Annotated in this window: 15 protein-coding genes, 1 pseudogene and 1 riboswitch; of the genes and pseudogenes, 3 read left to right on the forward strand and 13 right to left on the reverse strand. The window is 55.2% G+C overall.

Features of this window, described 5'->3' with window-relative positions; genetic code table 11:
- Positions 1-91: 91 nt before the first annotated feature.
- The 8 genes from thiC to JWG43_RS01885 form a co-directional block, all read right to left on the reverse strand.
- On the reverse strand, positions 92-1,375 hold the full coding sequence (gene thiC / locus JWG43_RS01850) for a phosphomethylpyrimidine synthase ThiC (protein ID WP_240193310.1): 1,284 nt from the start codon (positions 1,373-1,375) through the stop codon (positions 92-94).
- Positions 1,376-1,411: 36 nt separating this feature from the next.
- Complete coding sequence (thiE, locus tag JWG43_RS01855; protein WP_205241106.1) at positions 1,412-2,059, reverse strand: thiamine phosphate synthase; 648 nt, start codon at positions 2,057-2,059, stop codon at positions 1,412-1,414.
- Positions 2,040-2,585, reverse strand: coding sequence for a sulfur carrier protein ThiS adenylyltransferase ThiF (gene thiF / locus JWG43_RS01860; RefSeq protein ID WP_205241107.1), 546 nt, complete (start codon positions 2,583-2,585; stop codon positions 2,040-2,042). The genes thiE and thiF overlap by 20 nt, the downstream gene beginning before the upstream one ends.
- Positions 2,582-3,691, reverse strand: a complete 1,110-nt coding sequence (gene thiH, locus JWG43_RS01865) for a 2-iminoacetate synthase ThiH (RefSeq protein ID WP_205241108.1) — start codon at positions 3,689-3,691, stop codon at positions 2,582-2,584. Before thiH ends, thiF begins: the two co-directional genes overlap by 4 nt.
- A 318-nt stretch (positions 3,692-4,009) precedes the next feature.
- Entirely contained in the window at positions 4,010-4,783 is a 774-nt protein-coding gene (locus JWG43_RS01870; RefSeq protein WP_205241109.1) for a thiazole synthase, read from the reverse strand.
- 2 nt (positions 4,784-4,785) lie between these two features.
- Positions 4,786-4,983, reverse strand: a complete 198-nt coding sequence (thiS, locus tag JWG43_RS01875; RefSeq protein ID WP_205241110.1) for a sulfur carrier protein ThiS — start codon at positions 4,981-4,983, stop codon at positions 4,786-4,788.
- Between the two features lie 165 nt (positions 4,984-5,148).
- A riboswitch (TPP riboswitch) is annotated at positions 5,149-5,239 on the reverse strand.
- A gap of 620 nt (positions 5,240-5,859) precedes the next feature.
- Positions 5,860-6,255: a cell wall hydrolase gene (locus tag JWG43_RS01880; RefSeq protein ID WP_205241111.1), complete on the reverse strand. Its 396-nt coding sequence runs from the start codon at positions 6,253-6,255 to the stop codon at positions 5,860-5,862.
- A gap of 9 nt (positions 6,256-6,264) precedes the next feature.
- Entirely contained in the window at positions 6,265-6,489 is a 225-nt protein-coding gene (locus tag JWG43_RS01885) for a NifU family protein (protein WP_275888410.1), read from the reverse strand.
- 114 nt (positions 6,490-6,603) lie between these two features.
- Here JWG43_RS01885 and recD2 point away from each other — a divergent pair, with 114 nt between their 5' ends.
- Both recD2 and JWG43_RS01895 read left to right on the forward strand, forming a co-directional pair.
- Positions 6,604-9,099, forward strand: coding sequence for an SF1B family DNA helicase RecD2 (recD2, locus tag JWG43_RS01890; protein WP_338033214.1), 2,496 nt, complete (start codon positions 6,604-6,606; stop codon positions 9,097-9,099).
- Positions 9,100-9,615: 516 nt separating this feature from the next.
- Positions 9,616-10,692, forward strand: a complete 1,077-nt coding sequence (locus JWG43_RS01895) for an alcohol dehydrogenase family protein (protein ID WP_371925140.1) — start codon at positions 9,616-9,618, stop codon at positions 10,690-10,692.
- A 172-nt stretch (positions 10,693-10,864) separates the two neighbouring features.
- On the opposite strand, the gene JWG43_RS19510 is transcribed toward JWG43_RS01895, so the two are convergent.
- From JWG43_RS19510 to JWG43_RS01920, 5 genes and pseudogenes are all read right to left on the reverse strand, one after another.
- A complete protein-coding gene (locus JWG43_RS19510) occupies positions 10,865-11,302 on the reverse strand; it encodes a hypothetical protein (RefSeq protein WP_240193311.1) in 438 nt (145 codons plus the stop codon).
- Positions 11,268-11,477 (reverse strand): annotated as a pseudogene (locus tag JWG43_RS20165) (NAD(P)-binding protein); the annotation flags it as partial. The gene JWG43_RS19510 and the pseudogene JWG43_RS20165, both read right to left, overlap by 35 nt.
- 39 nt (positions 11,478-11,516) lie before the next feature.
- Positions 11,517-11,660 carry a hypothetical protein gene (locus JWG43_RS01910; RefSeq protein ID WP_205241116.1) on the reverse strand — a complete coding sequence of 48 codons (144 nt, stop codon included), beginning with the start codon at positions 11,658-11,660 and terminating at the stop codon, positions 11,517-11,519.
- A gap of 16 nt (positions 11,661-11,676) precedes the next feature.
- A complete protein-coding gene (locus JWG43_RS01915) occupies positions 11,677-12,066 on the reverse strand; it encodes a rhodanese-related (seleno)protein (RefSeq protein ID WP_275888412.1) in 390 nt (129 codons plus the stop codon).
- A gap of 5 nt (positions 12,067-12,071) precedes the next feature.
- Positions 12,072-13,352: an APC family permease gene (locus JWG43_RS01920; protein ID WP_205241118.1), complete on the reverse strand. Its 1,281-nt coding sequence runs from the start codon at positions 13,350-13,352 to the stop codon at positions 12,072-12,074.
- Positions 13,353-13,692: 340 nt separating this feature from the next.
- On the opposite strand from JWG43_RS01920, the gene JWG43_RS01925 reads away from it, so the two are divergent.
- Positions 13,693-15,987, forward strand: a complete 2,295-nt coding sequence (locus tag JWG43_RS01925) for a fused MFS/spermidine synthase (RefSeq protein WP_205241119.1) — start codon at positions 13,693-13,695, stop codon at positions 15,985-15,987.
- Positions 15,988-15,991 lie beyond the last annotated feature (4 nt).

Here is a 15,991-nt window from a genome sequence, read left to right on the forward strand (position 1 = left end):
CAACGAAAAGAGCAGAATCTGTTTGAGGCACAGCTTAGGAGGATCGGTGCTCGTTGATGCGAGCACCGATCTTGCGAGTGGGAGGCTTTTTTTACGATTCAAGAATGGCGCGACTGCGCTTGACCGCACAGAGGTCTCCGCACATGGTGCAGACCTCCTGGTCAATAGGCTGGGAAGAAGCCCGGTAGGCACGGGCCTTTTCCGGGTCCAGGGCGAGTTCGAACATCCGTTCCCAATCAAGCTCCTTGCGTGCCTGGCTCATGGCGTTATCCCAATCCATGGCCCCGGGAATACCCTTGGCCACGTCGGCGGCATGGGCGGCAATGCGCGAAGCAATGATCCCCTCTTTCATATCATCCGCATCCGGCAGACGCAGATGTTCAGCCGGAGTGACATAACAGAGAAAATCGGCGCCGTAGGTGGCGGCAAGGGCGCCGCCGATGGCCGAAGTGATGTGGTCGTAGCCCGGAGCCACATCGGTGACAATGGGACCCAGCACGTAAAACGGAGCGCCATGGCACAGTTTCTTTTCAAGCTGCATGTTGGCCACCACCTCGTTGAGGGGTACATGTCCCGGGCCCTCGATCATGACTTGAACATCTTCCTGCCAGCAACGCTTGGTCAACTCGCCCAAAACAATCAGCTCCTGGATCTGGGCAGCGTCGGTGGCATCGCGGAGACTGCCTGGCCGCAGGCCGTCACCCAGGCTGAGGGTGACGTCATATTCCCGACAAATGGACAGCAATCGGTCGAAATGTTCGAAAAAAGGATTCTCCGCATCGTTGCGGATCATCCAGTCGAGAAGCAGCGAACCGCCCCGGCTGACCACATGGGTCAAACGGGGGTTCGTGCGCAGACATTGGACCGCCACCCGGGTAAGACCAGCGTGGATGGTCATGAAATCGACTCCATCCTCGGCGTGAATGCGCACCACATCGAAAAAATCATCCACTGAGATCGCAGCCACATCCTTTCCGTAGCGGGCCACGGCATCATAGACCGGCACCGTACCGATCATGACCGGGCTCAAGGCCACGGTTCGTTGCCGAAAAGTGCGGGTGTCGCCAAAGGTGCTCAGATCCATGATGGCATCGGCCTTCAGTTCGATGGACCGACGGACCTTGTTCAACTCGGCCTCAACGTTGCAGCAGTCCTCGGAAACCCCGAGATTGACATTGATCTTGGTGCTCAAGCCGGCACCGATCCCCTTGGCGATCAGGTTGGGATGGTTGCGGTTGGCGGGAATGACGATGCGACCGTTGGCGACCCGCTCGAGAAGATCGTCCTGGTGGATTCTTTCATCGGCAAGGACCTGTTGCATCTGGGAGGTGAGGACGCCTTGGCGGGCAGCGGCCATTTGCGTTGCATGGACCATAGTACTTCTCCTTACAATGGGGAAACAGAAGAGGATTCAGGCGCAGGCCGCCTGCAGCCGGCGCACGGTGGCCGCAATATCCGGAGCGCCGACGATTTCGGTGACCAGACAAACGGTGCGGGCCCCACGTTCCAGGACCCGATCAAGATTATGCTCCTTGATGCCGCCGATGGCAACAAAAGGAAGGGAGCTGGTTCGCACCACATGCTCCAGGTAACCGAGCCCCACCGGAGCACAGACATCGTCCTTGGTCTGGGTACTGAAAATGGGCCCGACCCCGATGTAATCAGCCCCAGCTTGGACTGCGGCGTCCGCCTGTTCGGGACTGTGGGTGGATAAACCGATCAGTTTTTCATCCCCGATGAGGCGGCGAACTTCGTTCACCGGGAAGTCATCCTGACCGACATGGACGCCGTCGGCATCCACCAGCAGAGCAATATCCGGATAATCGTTGATAATGAACAGCACACCCGCCTCTCGAGTTATATCGCGGATCGCGCGGCACTCCTCCAGCATGGCGGCAAAACTTTTCCGCGGTCGTTTCTCACGGTATTGGAGAATACTGATCCCGCCGGCGATCATCGCCCGAACCACTTCAAGATTGGAGCGTCCGCCGGAAAATTTCTCGGCGGTGATACCATAAATACCGGTGGGAAAAATCGGTTTAGTCGATTTTTTTTCCATATTTGATTCCTTGTTGAACTATGAATTCGGTCATGAAACCGGCAACAGTAGTCACCTTATGGGCAAAAAGAGGCGCCTGTTGACAATCAGTGGCAAAATCGCCGACAATACAGCAGGTGCCAAGCCGCCGGCTGCGGATACATGCAAGATCACTGCCGGCAATGCCGCAGGCCAAGACCAGCATCCGTTCAGATCCCAGATACTCCACCAGCATTTTTTTGTCCTGCTGTCGATCAAAGCCTTCGACAATCAAGTCGCAACCGGAAAAAAGTGACTGACAATTTTCCACATCAACCCGGTCGACAACCGCCTCCACCTCTAGTTCTGGCCGTATCCGTTTGAGATTCTCCGCCAGGGCCTCCACCTTGAATCGACCGATCTGATCGTGAAAATAGAATTGCCGGTTCAGGTTGGAAAACTCCACCCGGTCATAGTCGACAATTTTGAGAAAACTGATGCCACTGCGCACCAGATTGACGGCCACATTGGATCCAATACCACCGACTCCCGCTATTGCTATCTTCATACGATCATATCCCAGTCCTTGTAGACCGGCTGATAGCCATGGGTCATGATGGCCCTGGCCACCTCTTCGACATTTCGCTCGTCGGTGATCTCGAACTGGTGCGCCAAGTCCGGTCGGCTCTCGGCATACCCCCCTACGCCGACGCTGGATCCCGCCGAATAACGGGTCGCCCCTAAAGGCAGAATACGATCCCGGAACGTAGCACTCTCCCGGGTGGAGATAGTCAGACCTGCCCGGGGCAGAAAGAGGCGCAGGGCGGTCATGAATTGGACAAAGGTCTTGTCGTCCACCAGGTAATCCGGTTGAAAGTTCCCCTCCGCATGATTGAAACGGGGCAGGGAAATCGCCACCTCGGTGTCCAGGAAGGAATTTTCCAGATAGCGGGCATGGAGGCCGGTGAAAAAAATTTCCCTGCGCGGTTCGGCCAGACCCAGGAGCGGTCCGATGTTGACCACCCGCAAACCGCCGCGCGCCGCCCGCTCCGGACCGTTCAACCGCCAGTGATAGTCCTTTTTTTTTCCGGCCTGATGCACTCGCCTGTACACGTCCTCGTTGTACGTTTCCTGAAACAGGGTCATGCCGTCGACCCCGGCCTGCTGGAGAAGACGATACTCCTCTGTCTCCAGCGGATAGACCTCGATCGCCACCGAGGCAAAATAGCGCTTCAGACAGCGGGCCGCCTCAACCAGATACTCGATGGGAGTGATGTGCTGAGCCTCGCCGGTCAGAAAAAGGACATGCTGCATGCCGGTCCGGGCAATGGCTTTGGCTTCCTCTTCAATCTCCTCAAGGGACAATATCCGGCGCTGGATGGGATTATTGTGGTTGAATCCGCAGTACATGCATTGGTTTGTGCAGTGATTGGAGATGTACAGGGGGATAAAAAGCTGGATGGTCCGACCGAAATACTGCACGGTCAAGCGGTGCGCCTTCTGGGCCATGGCTTCAAGGTGCCCGGCTGCCCTGGGGCTGACCAGGGTGAGAAAATCCATGGCGCCCGGTTTTTCCCTGGCCAGGCTGCGCTTGATGGCCGCATCGGTGACCTGGTCGAAAAAGCCCTCAAAATCAAACGGGCTGTACTTCTGAACAATCTCATAAAAGGACATGATGACACCTTGGCGATGCTATTGAGAGCAGTAAAGGAATCCCTTTTTCGAAGCGTGCCATTGGTTCCTTGCTTCAGCCCCGGTGAAGGGGTACGACACAATCAACGGGCAGCTGTTCTCCATGAGCGGCATGGCCCCCCATGCAGCCACCACAGGCAGCGTAACCGGTAACCACACCGGTCCAGACCCTATGATTGCCGCAGCGACTTCTCTCTCAACTGAATCCGTGACGGCTGGACTATTTTTTTGGATATATCTTGCTATAATCAGATTATAATTGCAGTTAACGCACGGTACGAACTCTCACGGATCCAGGTCTCAGTCATCAAGAAAGCCCGTAAGTGGCGACGAAGCCCGAGCTAACGTTGATTCTTCTGCCATATCGGCAAGATAGGCTGCCCGACCCGCCTTGACTGCCAGGTCAAAGGCCCGACCCATGGCCTGAGGGTCCCGGGCTGTGGCGATGGCGGTATTGACTAGAACGGCATCCGCCCCCATTTCCATGGCCGCTGCCGCCTGGGACGGCCGGCCGATGCCGGCATCAACCACCACCGGGACCGTACAGTTTTCAATGAGAAGCTGGATCAGACTCGCTGTTTCCAGGCCACGATTGGTCCCAATGGGCGCACCCAGTGGCATGACCGCTGCCGCGCCCGCCTGCTCCAGCTGTCTGGCGAGCACCAGATCCGGCAGCACATAGGGCAGGACAACAAAACCCTCCCGGGCAAGAATCTCGGTGGCCTTGAGCGTTTCCCAGTTATCCGGCATCAGGTATTTCATGTCGGTGATCACTTCGATCTTGATAAACGGGCCGCATCCGGCCTCACGGGCGATACGGGCGACGCGTACAGCCTGTTCCGCGGTCCGCGCTCCAGAGGTGTTGGGCAGAAGCGTGACGTTGTCAGGAATATACTTCAGGATATTCTCTGCGCGGGCATCGTTGTCAATGCGCCGCAGAGCCACGGTGATCATCTGAGAACCGCTGGCGGCCAGCATTCCGGGAATCTGGCTGTTGGCCGCAAACTTGCCGGTACCGGTGAACAGCCTGTTGGTAAAAGTGATACCACCCAGTGTGAGGATATCGTTTTCCATGTTCAACCTCCACCGACAAAGCTGAGCAGTTCCAGCCTGTCGCCTGGCTTGAGCTGGACCGATGCCCACTGCTCCTGTTTGATTATGGCGCGATTAAGTTCGACCACCAGTGATTGGGCCTCGAGCCTCTTATACTCCACCAGTTCCGTGATGGTTCCCACCGGAATATTCTGCTGTTCACCGTTAATTATCAATTCCATGTCACACACCCACAAAAAAGCTGTTTCCCAGTCCCATCCGATCATTTTTTTCGCTTTCCCCAGATAGTCTTCCCATGAAGAACCTTGGAGTGCAAAAAAAAACCGCTTGTCCTTCCCGGGAAGGACAAGCGGTTATAAAACCCAAAAAAGAACTCTTTGCAGTTCCTGTCGTCTTGTCCGCTTCCCTTCGCCGGTATTATCCGGATCAGGTTCAATGGGTATCATCTCAGGCAGTAAGCCACCCCCAGCGATGTTTCTTCTATAAAGGAGACAAAACGATTTGTCAAGCACCGTCATGCCATGACAGTCGCCTGGATCCGTGAGCGAACATCCGTGGTAACCGTTCACCAGACACGAGAGTTTGGTCGTTACCCCCGGTACTTCCCTGTAGGAGCCCACCCCCGTGGGCGATAAAGCTGCTGAGAAAAGGAACGGGAATTCGCCCACAGGGGTGGGCTCCTACAGGGGGCGGTAACCTTCAGTACCTGCTCAATGTTCACCAGGTGAACGGTTACCATCCGTGCGTCAGCTTTAATTGCCTGTGACCGTTCTATTAAAGTTAACTTTATCGGACGGGTACAGGCAATGAAAATGGTGTGCGGACGGATACCCCGAAGGTCGGCTGGTGAAAGTAATTGTCAAGGATTCCGATGCAATTACAAGATGATTACAGCAAGATATATCCAAAACAAGCGTCCAGTCGTCACGGATTCAGGAGTCGACCTCCGTCAGCAAACCAATGCCAACAGCACCGGAAATGCCTGTGGCACGAGGGAAGTTGACAAGGATGGCAGAAGACGGGACGATAAGAAATGAGGGGAAACGGATGTTGAAGTTCAGCAGAGAAAAAACTAGGCAAACAAGAATCGGCAGCGGCTAAAAAACAGATACCGAGAGCGGTGACTCAGGACGTCGGTAAAATTTATGCACACCGTATTGGCCAGTGAAAATTTTGTGTGCTGCCCAATGGGGATCGACTCTAACATGATGATAAAAGGTCGAGCCATCAGTGAAATCAGGGGTGGTCATCGCCTTGAGAGCGACCCGTAGACTCTCCCCCAGCGGATTCATTTCCAGTGGAACATACGAATCTTTTTGAAAGGTCCAACTGAACTGATATGGTGCCAGGACCACATCAGCCACGCTTTTCCGGTCCTCCATGGCCCTATTGAGGGTGACATGAGCCACGGCCAGCTGGCCGATCTCCGGCTCGGAGCGCGCTTCGTGATACACATTGAGGGTCAGCCAAAGCAGGCTTTCCAGAAAACCCATGCCAGCCCCCTATTCAACCGCCTCGACGGCGCGGATAGCCGGAAGTTCACTTTTGACGAATTTCTCGATCCCTTCCTTAAGGGTGATCCGCGACATCGGACACCCTTTGCAGGCTCCTGTCAGCCGGACCTTGACCACCATATCAGAATCAAGACCGACAAATTCGACATCACCACCGTCCCGTTGCAGGGTGGGCCGAACCTGCGCCAGTACTTTTCTCACATTTTCCTGCAATTCTTCCATAAAGAACTCCTCTTTGACTGGATAATATTGTAGCATTGGGTTTACTAATATAGCATCAATGTATCGATCAGACAAGGGACCAAGTGCAACAAAGAGTTATTCTGAGTGGAACAGTCGGAAATTCAAGAAAAAATTCGGGGTATTGTTGAACGGGTCACCTATCATGATGAAACCAGTGGCTGGTCGGTTCTCAAGGTCTCTCCATTCCGGGGATACGGTGAACTGATAACCGTCACCGTGCATCAGACCAGGGTCTTTGCCGGTGCAACCATGGAATTTACCGGCAACTGGACCCATCACCCCCGATTCGGCCGCCAGTTCAAGGCCCGATTCGCCACCGAACGGAAACCAGCCAGTGCCGGCGCCCTGGAAAAATATCTGGGATCCGGACTGATCAAGGGAGTCGGCCCCAAGACCGCGCAGCGAATTGTCCATCATTTTGGCGCCCAGACCCTCACCGTCTTTGAGGAAGACATCAATCGTCTGACCGAGGTCCCCGGTATCGCTGAAAAAAAACTGACCATGATCCAGGAGGCCTGGCTCGAACATCGGGCCATCCGCGATGTCATGATTTTCCTCCAGTCCCATGGTATTTCGACCCTGTTTGCGGTTCGTATCTACAAAAAATACGGTGATCGCGCCATTGCCGTGGTCCAGGAAAATCCCTACCGATTGGCCGAGGATCTGTATGGCATCGGTTTTTTCACCGCGGACCGGGTGGCGCTGTCCATCGGCTTTGCCGAAGACGCACCACTGCGCATCCGTGCCGCTCTCCGCCATGTCCTCTCAGCGGCCCGGGAACTCGGCCACTGTTACCTCAGTCAGGAACAGATCAATTCCCAGGCAGAAGAACTGCTGCAGATTGACCTGACCAGCAGTCTGGCCCAGCACCTGGAAACCATGCACCGAGAGGGGCAGGTCCGGGTACGAATTCTCCCGGACGCCAGGAGCGGCGATCAGGTCCCGTGTTATTACGCCAAATCATTGTACTACGACGAGGAATACGTGGCCCGACGGCTGGCCGGTATGGTGAGAAGGCGCGGTATTGACCGTGCCAAGGTGTCGGATTGGATCCACCGCTACACCCAACAGCGGACCATGGCCCTGAGTGAGGAGCAGGTCCGGGCTGTCAGTTCAGTGATCGACCAGCACTGCTCCATCCTCACCGGTGGCCCAGGGTGCGGTAAAACAACCACCACCAAGGTCATTGTCGCCCTGATGAAGACCCTGCGCCTCTCGGTCCTGCTCACCGCTCCCACCGGACGGGCAGCACAGCGTATGGGCGAGGTGATCGGCATGGAGGCCAAAACAATTCATCGTCTGCTTGAATTTCAAGGAACTGGTTTCAAGCGCTGTGAAGACAACCCGCTGCAGGCTGACTGTCTCATCATCGATGAAAGTTCGATGCTCGACATCTCGCTCACAGCCTCGCTGCTCAAGGCCGTGCCGCCGGCAACATCCATCCTGTTCATCGGCGATGCCGACCAGCTTCCGCCGGTGGGAGCGGGCAATGTCCTCCGCGACCTGATCAACTGCGGCCGCATCCCCTGCCACCGACTGACCACCATCTTTCGTCAGGCGCGGGAATCGACGATCATCACCACCGCGCACCAGATCAATACCGGCGTGTTGCCCTGCCTGGATTCACCTTTTAAATCACCTCAGCTTTGGAAACAATCCGATTGTTTTTTCATTGATTCAACCGAAGCGACCAAAAAGCAGCTGCAGTTCATCAACAAGATCAAACTGCACTATGCCGGCATCAAGGCCCGGGAAGAACTGTTCGCGCAGACCCCCTTTGACCCCCAGATCCCGGAAGAAGAAACCCGAGGTTGGGATTTCACCGTCCCGCAGCAGTTCAGCCATGTTTCCCCAGGGGTATTGGTTGCCGCCGATTCGGCGGCCGGGGAATTGCTTGCCCTGGCCAAAAAGACCCACCCCTGGTCCTCCTTGTATTACGGTCTCACCGCTGTCGACGTGGTGCGTAAACTCTACCGGGAATGGATACCGAAATATTTCGGGACCAACATCGAGATCCAGGTGCTGACTCCGATGATACGTGGCTCACTGGGGGCGGCGAACCTCAATACCACGCTCCAGCACAGCGTCAACCCACCTGTCGAAGGGACAGCCGAACTGTCGATCGGCGAACGAATTTTCCGGACCGGTGACCGGGTCATTCACCGCCGCAACAATTACGACCTGAACGTCTTCAACGGCGATATCGGCAGGATCACCCGGATCAACAATGCCAATCTCAGCTGCGAGGTCACCTTCCTGCCGGACCGACGTCGCGTCGAATACAGCCACGAACAGATCGCCGAACTCGATCTCGCGTACGCCATCACCATTCACAAATCGCAGGGATCGGAATTCGACGCGGTGATTATCCCGGTTCTGAACCAACACTACCGCATGCTCTTCCGCAACCTCGTCTACACCGGCCTGACCCGGGGTAAAAAGCTGGTGGTGCTGGTTGGCTCCCGGCAAGCCCTGGCTCTGGCGGTGCGCAACCAGGACACGTCCCAGCGGCAGACCGCCCTGAGTCTGCTCATCCGGGAATACTCCGCCTCCCTGACCGCCGGCCAGCACTCCTCCTGAAGCCGTGACGGCTGGAGTGTTTTTGGGTACATCTTGCTGTCATCCTTTTATAATTGCAGCAGAATCCTTGAAGACAACCTTCACCAGCAGTCCTTCGGGGTGCCCGCCCGCACGCCCTCTTCATTGGCCACAACCGCCCGATACAATGCACTTTAATCGAACGGTCACCGACAATTAAGCTCACGCACGAACGAACGCTCACGGACCCAGGAGTCACTTGACCGTCCCTTGACACAAGTCGGTATATCGGTTTTCATCCGCCTCATCCACCTTTGGGTGCCGCAGGCGCCTTCCGCATCATTGGCCTGGATCTGGTTGCTGTTCCGGATCAAGACACCAGAAACGTACCTGCCACCGGGGCGGAATTTTTTGGGGAGACCTGCCCGGGACAGGCAACTGTCCCTGCAGCAGGGATTTGAGATGACATGAAAGGTATCAAGGAGTTCTGACATGGACAGTACATGGAGCCGTACTCCACACAATGACCGATTTGACCCCAGGGAGGGAGAACAAACCATGAAGGCCATTGTCACTATCGGCAATGGTGGATACGAACAACTCAGGCCGCGAGTGGTTCCTCTTCCGACACCTGCTTCCGGTGAAGTGCTGGTCCAGGTGCTTGCCGCCGGGGTCAACAACACGGAAATCAATACCCGGGTTGGCTGGTATTCTTCATCAGTAAAGACAGGCACGGAAGATGCCGCAACTGCAGAAGACCTGCAAGCAGATACGAGGACAGATGGAGGTTGGAACGAGGCCACCCCCTTTCCTTTCATTCAGGGCACTGATTGCTGTGGCCGCATTGCTGCCGTTGGCCCCGATGGCAACCCAGCCGCCATCGGCACCCGCGTGCTCGTCCGCCCGTGTATACGAACATCAGGTTTTATGTCCTGGGACAATATCTGGATGGGCTCTGATTTCGATGGGGCCTTTGCCCAATTTGTCAAAGTACCAGTCGGAGAGGTATTCCCGGTGCATTGCGACTGGAGTGATGCCCAATTGGCGACCATACCCTGTGCCTATGGAACAGCGGAGAACATGGTGCATCGTGCTCAGGTGGCTCAGGGAGACCAGGTGCTGGTCACCGGAGCATCCGGCGGTGTCGGTTCAGCCGCGGTTCAACTTGCCAAACGCCGGGGCGCCAGGGTCACGGCAATCACTACAAAGGAGAAAACCGAGCAGGTACTTGCCATCGGCGCACACCAAGTCATTGCCCGCGATGCGGATTGCCTTGCATGTCTCGGCAAAAACACCATGGATGTGGTTATCGACAATGTTGCCGGACCTGCTTTCGGGGACCTGCTTGAGGTATTGAAACGAGGGGGCAGGTATGTGTCTTCCGGGGCCATCGGTGGACCGCTGGTCTCACTCGATATGCGGACCTTCTATCTGAAGGATCTGTTGCTGATAGGGTGCACAGCCTGGGACGAACCCATTTTTCCCCAGCTTATCTCGTACATCGAACAGGGCCAACTGCAGCCGCTGGTGGCAAAAACACTTCCCCTCGAACGGATCATGGACGCCCAGCAGGAATTCCTCGAGAAGAAGCATGTGGGGAATTTCGTGCTGATCCCTCCTCCCCTGGAGGGCTGAGAACTATTGCCATCTTCTGTGTGCATGCCGACGCTCACGGATCCGGGTACAATAGAATTCAAACAGCAGCCCAACCGTCACGGATTCAGGTGTTCAAAATGCTGCACGATCAGTGGATACACATCTCGAGCGGCCTCAGCGCCAAAAATGCAGTCAATATGTCCGTAGCCGGCTATAACGTGACGCTGGTAAAGATTGCCGTTTTCTCGTGTAAGGCGTCATGGGTGGCTTTGTTGAGGCGCTCGTGCTCGTAGAGCATGCCGTAGAGAAAGGTGATATGATGGCAGACAGAACTCCAGCAGCGCTCCTCAAGGGGAATGGGCTGCAGACGCAACATTCGGTCAAACAGTGTATCACTCCAGTCCGCATGTCGGTCTGTATACGCGGTGTGTGACTCCACTCCCAGGCTTTTCAGCACGGTGGGCAGATGGAGACCGGTTTTGAAGCGGGTGCTCAAAGGGGCCCGGATATGGGTGGCGATCTGCGAGATCAGGGCCGAACGTACGCCCTGCATGCCGGCCAGCATGGCCATGACAAAGGTCGTGGCACCTAAACAACGGGACAGCACATCGAGGCGGCAGATCCACCTGGATTTCTCGCAGGGCTTCAAGACTGCTGTCGGGGCATTCTCCGGGCAGCAATTCCCGTCCGCGCTCCAGCAGGCAGACCGATTGACCGGTACGGGCCAGGCGCGAGGCGGCAATGGAGCCACCGTAGCCGGAGCCGACAACCACCACGGTGTAATGGGCTTTGAGCTCAGTGATGGGGGAGGAAATCCGTTTCATAATCACCTCGTTGCAGCAGTGTGTTGGTTGTTCCCTGCATCAGGCCAGCTCCAGCACCGCGGTGCGGGTCAGTTCCTTACTGTCATAACCAAAAAAACGGACTTCCATCCGTCGATTGCCCCAGTCAAGATCAACCCGGCAGAAGTTGACCTTCTGGGTGAAATGGCTGGTGGTGTAATCCATGGTCAGCTCCTCTGTCCTATTTCTCTTCAACCGGATACCTGTTGCGGAACCAATCCTGCCAGCCACCCTGCAGGGCATAGACATTGGTAAAACCTCTGTTGATCAGTTGCTGTGCCAACCTGACACTTGTAAATTCATTGGGTCAGGCACAATACAACACCAGGGTGGTCTCGGGAGGATATGCATCCACCACCGAAAAATCTCTTCCCTCAAAACGGACCGCTCCCTTGATTTTAAAAGTACTGGCGGTCCAGTCCCTGCCCTGGCGCGCATCAAGGATCACCAGGTTTTCGGCATCAAGTTGCTCCAGCAATGTATCCTTGTCCATGAGCCCCACAGTGGCGGCGGAAAGCGAAGCAACAAAGAACAAGTTAATGGCCAGGGTCCAGAGTAGTAACCTTTTCATACTTTTCATTGAATTTCCCCTTGATCGTACAAAAGTCTTGGGTTGAGGCGCCTGCCGGTGACAAGGAGCCAGAGAGAGGAGAGCAACGCCGCAATCGAGAGGGCGACGAGGCAGAACATGATCAGGACTCCCGGCTCATCGACGGTTGTAGCCAACCAGAGAACCGCTGCCAGGTACAAAGCGCAGAGAGAATATCCAAGAGGCAGAGGTGATCGTTTCAGCTTCCGCAACCGCCTGGCGGCAGCGTAGCAGAGCATGGCGACGGTCAGCAACCAGAGTAGCAGGCTCCCATGGATAAAGGTCTCAAGCTGACTGCTGCCGGCAAGACCGGCGGCCAGTGCGAGGCCGATGCTGGCGCTGTAAAGAACTGAAAATACTCGTTCCTGATTAGCCGAAAGAGGGCGAGGGGAAAAAGCAACCGACATGTGCCGCAAGGAAGTGTTGGCCAAGAGAAAAAGACCATTAACCACTCCGCAGGTCCCGGAGATCACGGCAATCGTCATGATCATACTGCCGGAGTGACCTAATATTTCCCGGGCAACAAGGACATGAGGCAGGGTCGATGCGGCGAGGGTTTCACCTGGCACATGGCCCAGCGAAACCGCCGCCCAGAGAGCGTAGACCGCCCCGCCGATCATCAAAGCTCCTACCACCCCTGCTGCCCCCTGCTTCGCCTCCTCCACAGGCCGCGTCTGGTCGTACCCCAGAAACAGCAACAAGGCGATAAACAAACCCGTTGGACTGAAGATGACGGAAAGAACCGGCAACGACAAAGTGGACAGACCCGGTAACAACGCCGGCAGGCCTGCAGCAATGAGCACCAGGAGACAGACAACTGTCACTCCGACAAAGAACACCTGCACCATGACCGCAATGCGCCGACTAATCAGATGAAGGACAAGGATACAGGCCAGCAGCACAGCACTGAAGGCAAAAGCAGGAAAGCGATACCAAACAGTTTCGTTAAAGGCAAAACCAGCGGTGACCAGCATACCTGTAGGTAAAAACAGAACCAGACAGAGACGACTGGCCAGCAGCATGGCCATGGCGGGAACGACGCCGATCGCATCGGCGAGCTTGCCAAAGGTCGGTGAATCAGGGTAAGAGTTCAAGTTCGGTTTGTGCAGAAGTGCCGCAGCCAGAGAGGACACCACCAGACCACCGCCCAGGGAAAGGAAAAAACCCGCCCCAGCGACGCCGATACTGTTACCCAGAATTATCAGAGCTTCCGGGGAAAGCATCCAGGCCAGGATACAACCGGAAACAAGCAGAAAAGAAACCGTCATGCTGCCTCGCACGGTGAAAAGCCCTCATGATCACCCCAGTCACCTCAGATCCCGGATACCTCGGTTGTACTGTTCCCGCCGCATGCACACCTGAAAAACACTTGCGGCGAGAGAGCCATCATGCTTAATTGAGAATGTAACCTTTTTTCACCAACGCCTGCCATATTTTTTCACTCTTGGTTGCTTTCCCTGTCCTCATTACTGGCCCAAAGTACTCTCGGAGTAATTGATCATGATACCATCCACCGTCCACATCCGCAATTTATGACCACATAGGTTTTCCCTACTGGATCAGCATATTTCCAGCAGATACGAGACCCATGTGCCGTTTGCCTAATTGATGAAAACACGAATTTACATCGCCATCCTCGTGATGGGATTCAGCGGCCTGGTTGCCCAGATCCTGCTTTTACGGGAAATGTTGATCGTTTTTTCCGGCAACGAGCTGAGCATCGGCCTCATCCTCGCCAACTGGTTGATTCTCGAAGCGCTTGGATGTTTCTTTCTTGGCCGGATAGCTGAAAAATCTCCGCATCAGCTGGAAACGTTCTCCCTGATGACAGTGCTGTTCTTCTCCTTTGTTCTCGTTGCCATTTTTCTGACTCGAACCCTGAAAAACACCCTCGGAGTGTCCATCGGAGAAAGTATCGGTCTGGTGCCGATGTTCTTCTCCTCCTTGCTGATTCTGCTGCCGGTCAGTCTTCTGCACGGGGCCTTGTTTCCCCTGAGCTGTCGGCTGTATGCGGCCTGGTGCGGCCAGGAGAGCTCCGCCCCAGGGAAAGTCTACGTCTATGAGACCATGGGGACAATCATCGGTGCCATTGTCTGCACCTACCTGTTTATCCCCTATCTCCATTCCTTTCAGGCCGCATCCTGGCTCGCGCTGCTGAATGTCCTGGCCTGTCTGGCACTGTTTTTCCCGTTGCGGAGGGTCAGCCGATATTACCAGATTATGGCGGCATTCCTGATCCTTCAATTCTTTGTCGCCGGATCACTGGTGTTTGCCGGCCTGGCCGATAGACTGCACCAGGCCTCCATCAGCGCACAATGGAAACATCAGCAGATTGTCCATTACCAGAATTCACGATTCGGAAATATCAGTGTGGTGGCTAATGAGGGTCAATACATCTTTTTCATGGATGGCGTTCCCGCCCTGATCACTCCAGTTCCCGACATCCCTTTTGTCGAAGAATTTGTCCACCTGCCGCTGCTGGCTCATCCCAACCCATCGCACCTGTTGTTTTTGAGCGGAGGAGCAGGCGGTATGATCCATGAGGCCTTGAAACATCCCACGGTTGAGGCAATAGAATACGCCGAACTCGATCCCCTGCTCCTTGAACTGTTACAGAAATTCCCCACCGAGCTGACGGATGCCGAATTAAACGATCCCAGAGTCACGGTACAGCACATTGACGGCCGCTTGTTACTGCAGGCTACCAGCAAAACGTATGATATTATCTTCCTGGGCACTTTCGAACCATCCAACCTGCAGGCCAACAGATTTTTTACCCGGGAATTTTTTTCTCTGGCGCGGAGCCGCTTGAATCCTGACGGCATCCTTGTCCTCGGCCTGCCGGGATCTTTCACTTTTTTGAGTGATGAACTCAGAAACCTCAACAGTTCTCTTTTCTCGACCTTGCACAGCGTCTTTCCGTACATTAGGGTCATTCCCGGCGACGGCAGCAACTTTTTTCTGGCATCGGACTCGCAAGCCGTTATCACTCTGAACACGGAAAAGGTTGTTGAACGACTGCACGAGCGAAAAATGACAACCGACGTGATCCTGCCCTGGCACATCGAAAACAAACTGCACCAGGGTTGGCAGGACTGGTTCCTCTTGTTCCTTGAAGATGGTAGCCAGAGAATAAATCATGATTTTAAGCCATTAGGATTATTTTACAGTATTTCTCACTGGAACGCCGTCTTTGCTCCCGCCTTTGGTTCGCTGTTCAGTCAGTTTGAAAAAATCCGCCTGGAAGCTGTTGCTCTGGGTTGTGTCCTCATGCTGGGTCTATATGCCCTGGTGCGCATCAGGTGGACCGTATCAACACGCGTGGGCATTCCCTTTGCTATCGTCACAACGGGTTTTGCCGGCATGATCTTTGATTTGATGATCATTTTTGCCTTTCAAGCGATCTTCGGGTATGTCTTTGCCTGGATCGGCCTGCTTGTGGCCGCTTTTATGGCCGGGGCCGCCGGCGGTGCCATGCTTGCGACCTGGGCAATGACGCGCAGGGGCAATTGCTTCTCTCTCTTTGTTCGTGTTGAGCTGGCCATTCTCTTTTTTTCCCTTGCCCTGCCCGCTCTCTTCTTCTCCCTGCATGCCCATTTGGACAATCCTAGCTTTTTCATTTTTTTCAGAATGTTCTTTTTACTGGTGTCCTGTCTCTGCGGGCTCCTGATCGGCGCGCAGTTTCCCCTGGCAAACAAGATCTACCTCAATGAAAACGAGAATATGAGCAGAACTGCAGCTTATCTCTACGCGTCAGACCTGGTGGGGGGCTGGCTGGGAGGGATCGCAGGCGCGGTGGTGCTCCTGCCCGTTCTTGGCCTGACCGGCACCTGCCTGACCGTGGCCATGCTGAAGCTGACCAGTTTTCTTGTCATTATCACCCTGCCAAACCAACGTTCATGAACTA

It is taken from the genome of Desulfobulbus alkaliphilus, assembly GCF_016918545.1.
Lineage (GTDB): Bacteria > Desulfobacterota > Desulfobulbia > Desulfobulbales > Desulfobulbaceae > Desulfobulbus > Desulfobulbus alkaliphilus.

What these genes read in the sequence shown, in the direction of transcription:
- thiC (WP_240193310.1), bottom strand. Translation starts at nt 1,375, where the DNA reads ATGGTCCATGCAACGCAAATGGCCGCTGCCCGCCAAGGCGTCCTCACC.
- thiE (WP_205241106.1), bottom strand. Translation starts at nt 2,059, where the DNA reads ATGGAAAAAAAATCGACTAAACCGATTTTTCCCACCGGTATTTATGGT.
- thiF (WP_205241107.1), bottom strand. Translation starts at nt 2,585, where the DNA reads ATGAAGATAGCAATAGCGGGAGTCGGTGGTATTGGATCCAATGTGGCC.
- thiH (WP_205241108.1), bottom strand. Translation starts at nt 3,691, where the DNA reads ATGTCCTTTTATGAGATTGTTCAGAAGTACAGCCCGTTTGATTTTGAG.
- JWG43_RS01870 (WP_205241109.1), bottom strand. Translation starts at nt 4,783, where the DNA reads ATGGAAAACGATATCCTCACACTGGGTGGTATCACTTTTACCAACAGG.
- thiS (WP_205241110.1), bottom strand. Translation starts at nt 4,983, where the DNA reads ATGGAATTGATAATTAACGGTGAACAGCAGAATATTCCGGTGGGAACC.
- JWG43_RS01880 (WP_205241111.1), bottom strand. Translation starts at nt 6,255, where the DNA reads ATGGGTTTTCTGGAAAGCCTGCTTTGGCTGACCCTCAATGTGTATCAC.
- JWG43_RS01895 (WP_371925140.1), top strand. Translation starts at nt 9,616, where the DNA reads ATGAAGGCCATTGTCACTATCGGCAATGGTGGATACGAACAACTCAGG.
- JWG43_RS01910 (WP_205241116.1), bottom strand. Translation starts at nt 11,660, where the DNA reads ATGGATTACACCACCAGCCATTTCACCCAGAAGGTCAACTTCTGCCGG.
- JWG43_RS01920 (WP_205241118.1), bottom strand. Translation starts at nt 13,352, where the DNA reads ATGACGGTTTCTTTTCTGCTTGTTTCCGGTTGTATCCTGGCCTGGATG.
- JWG43_RS01925 (WP_205241119.1), top strand. Translation starts at nt 13,693, where the DNA reads ATGAAAACACGAATTTACATCGCCATCCTCGTGATGGGATTCAGCGGC.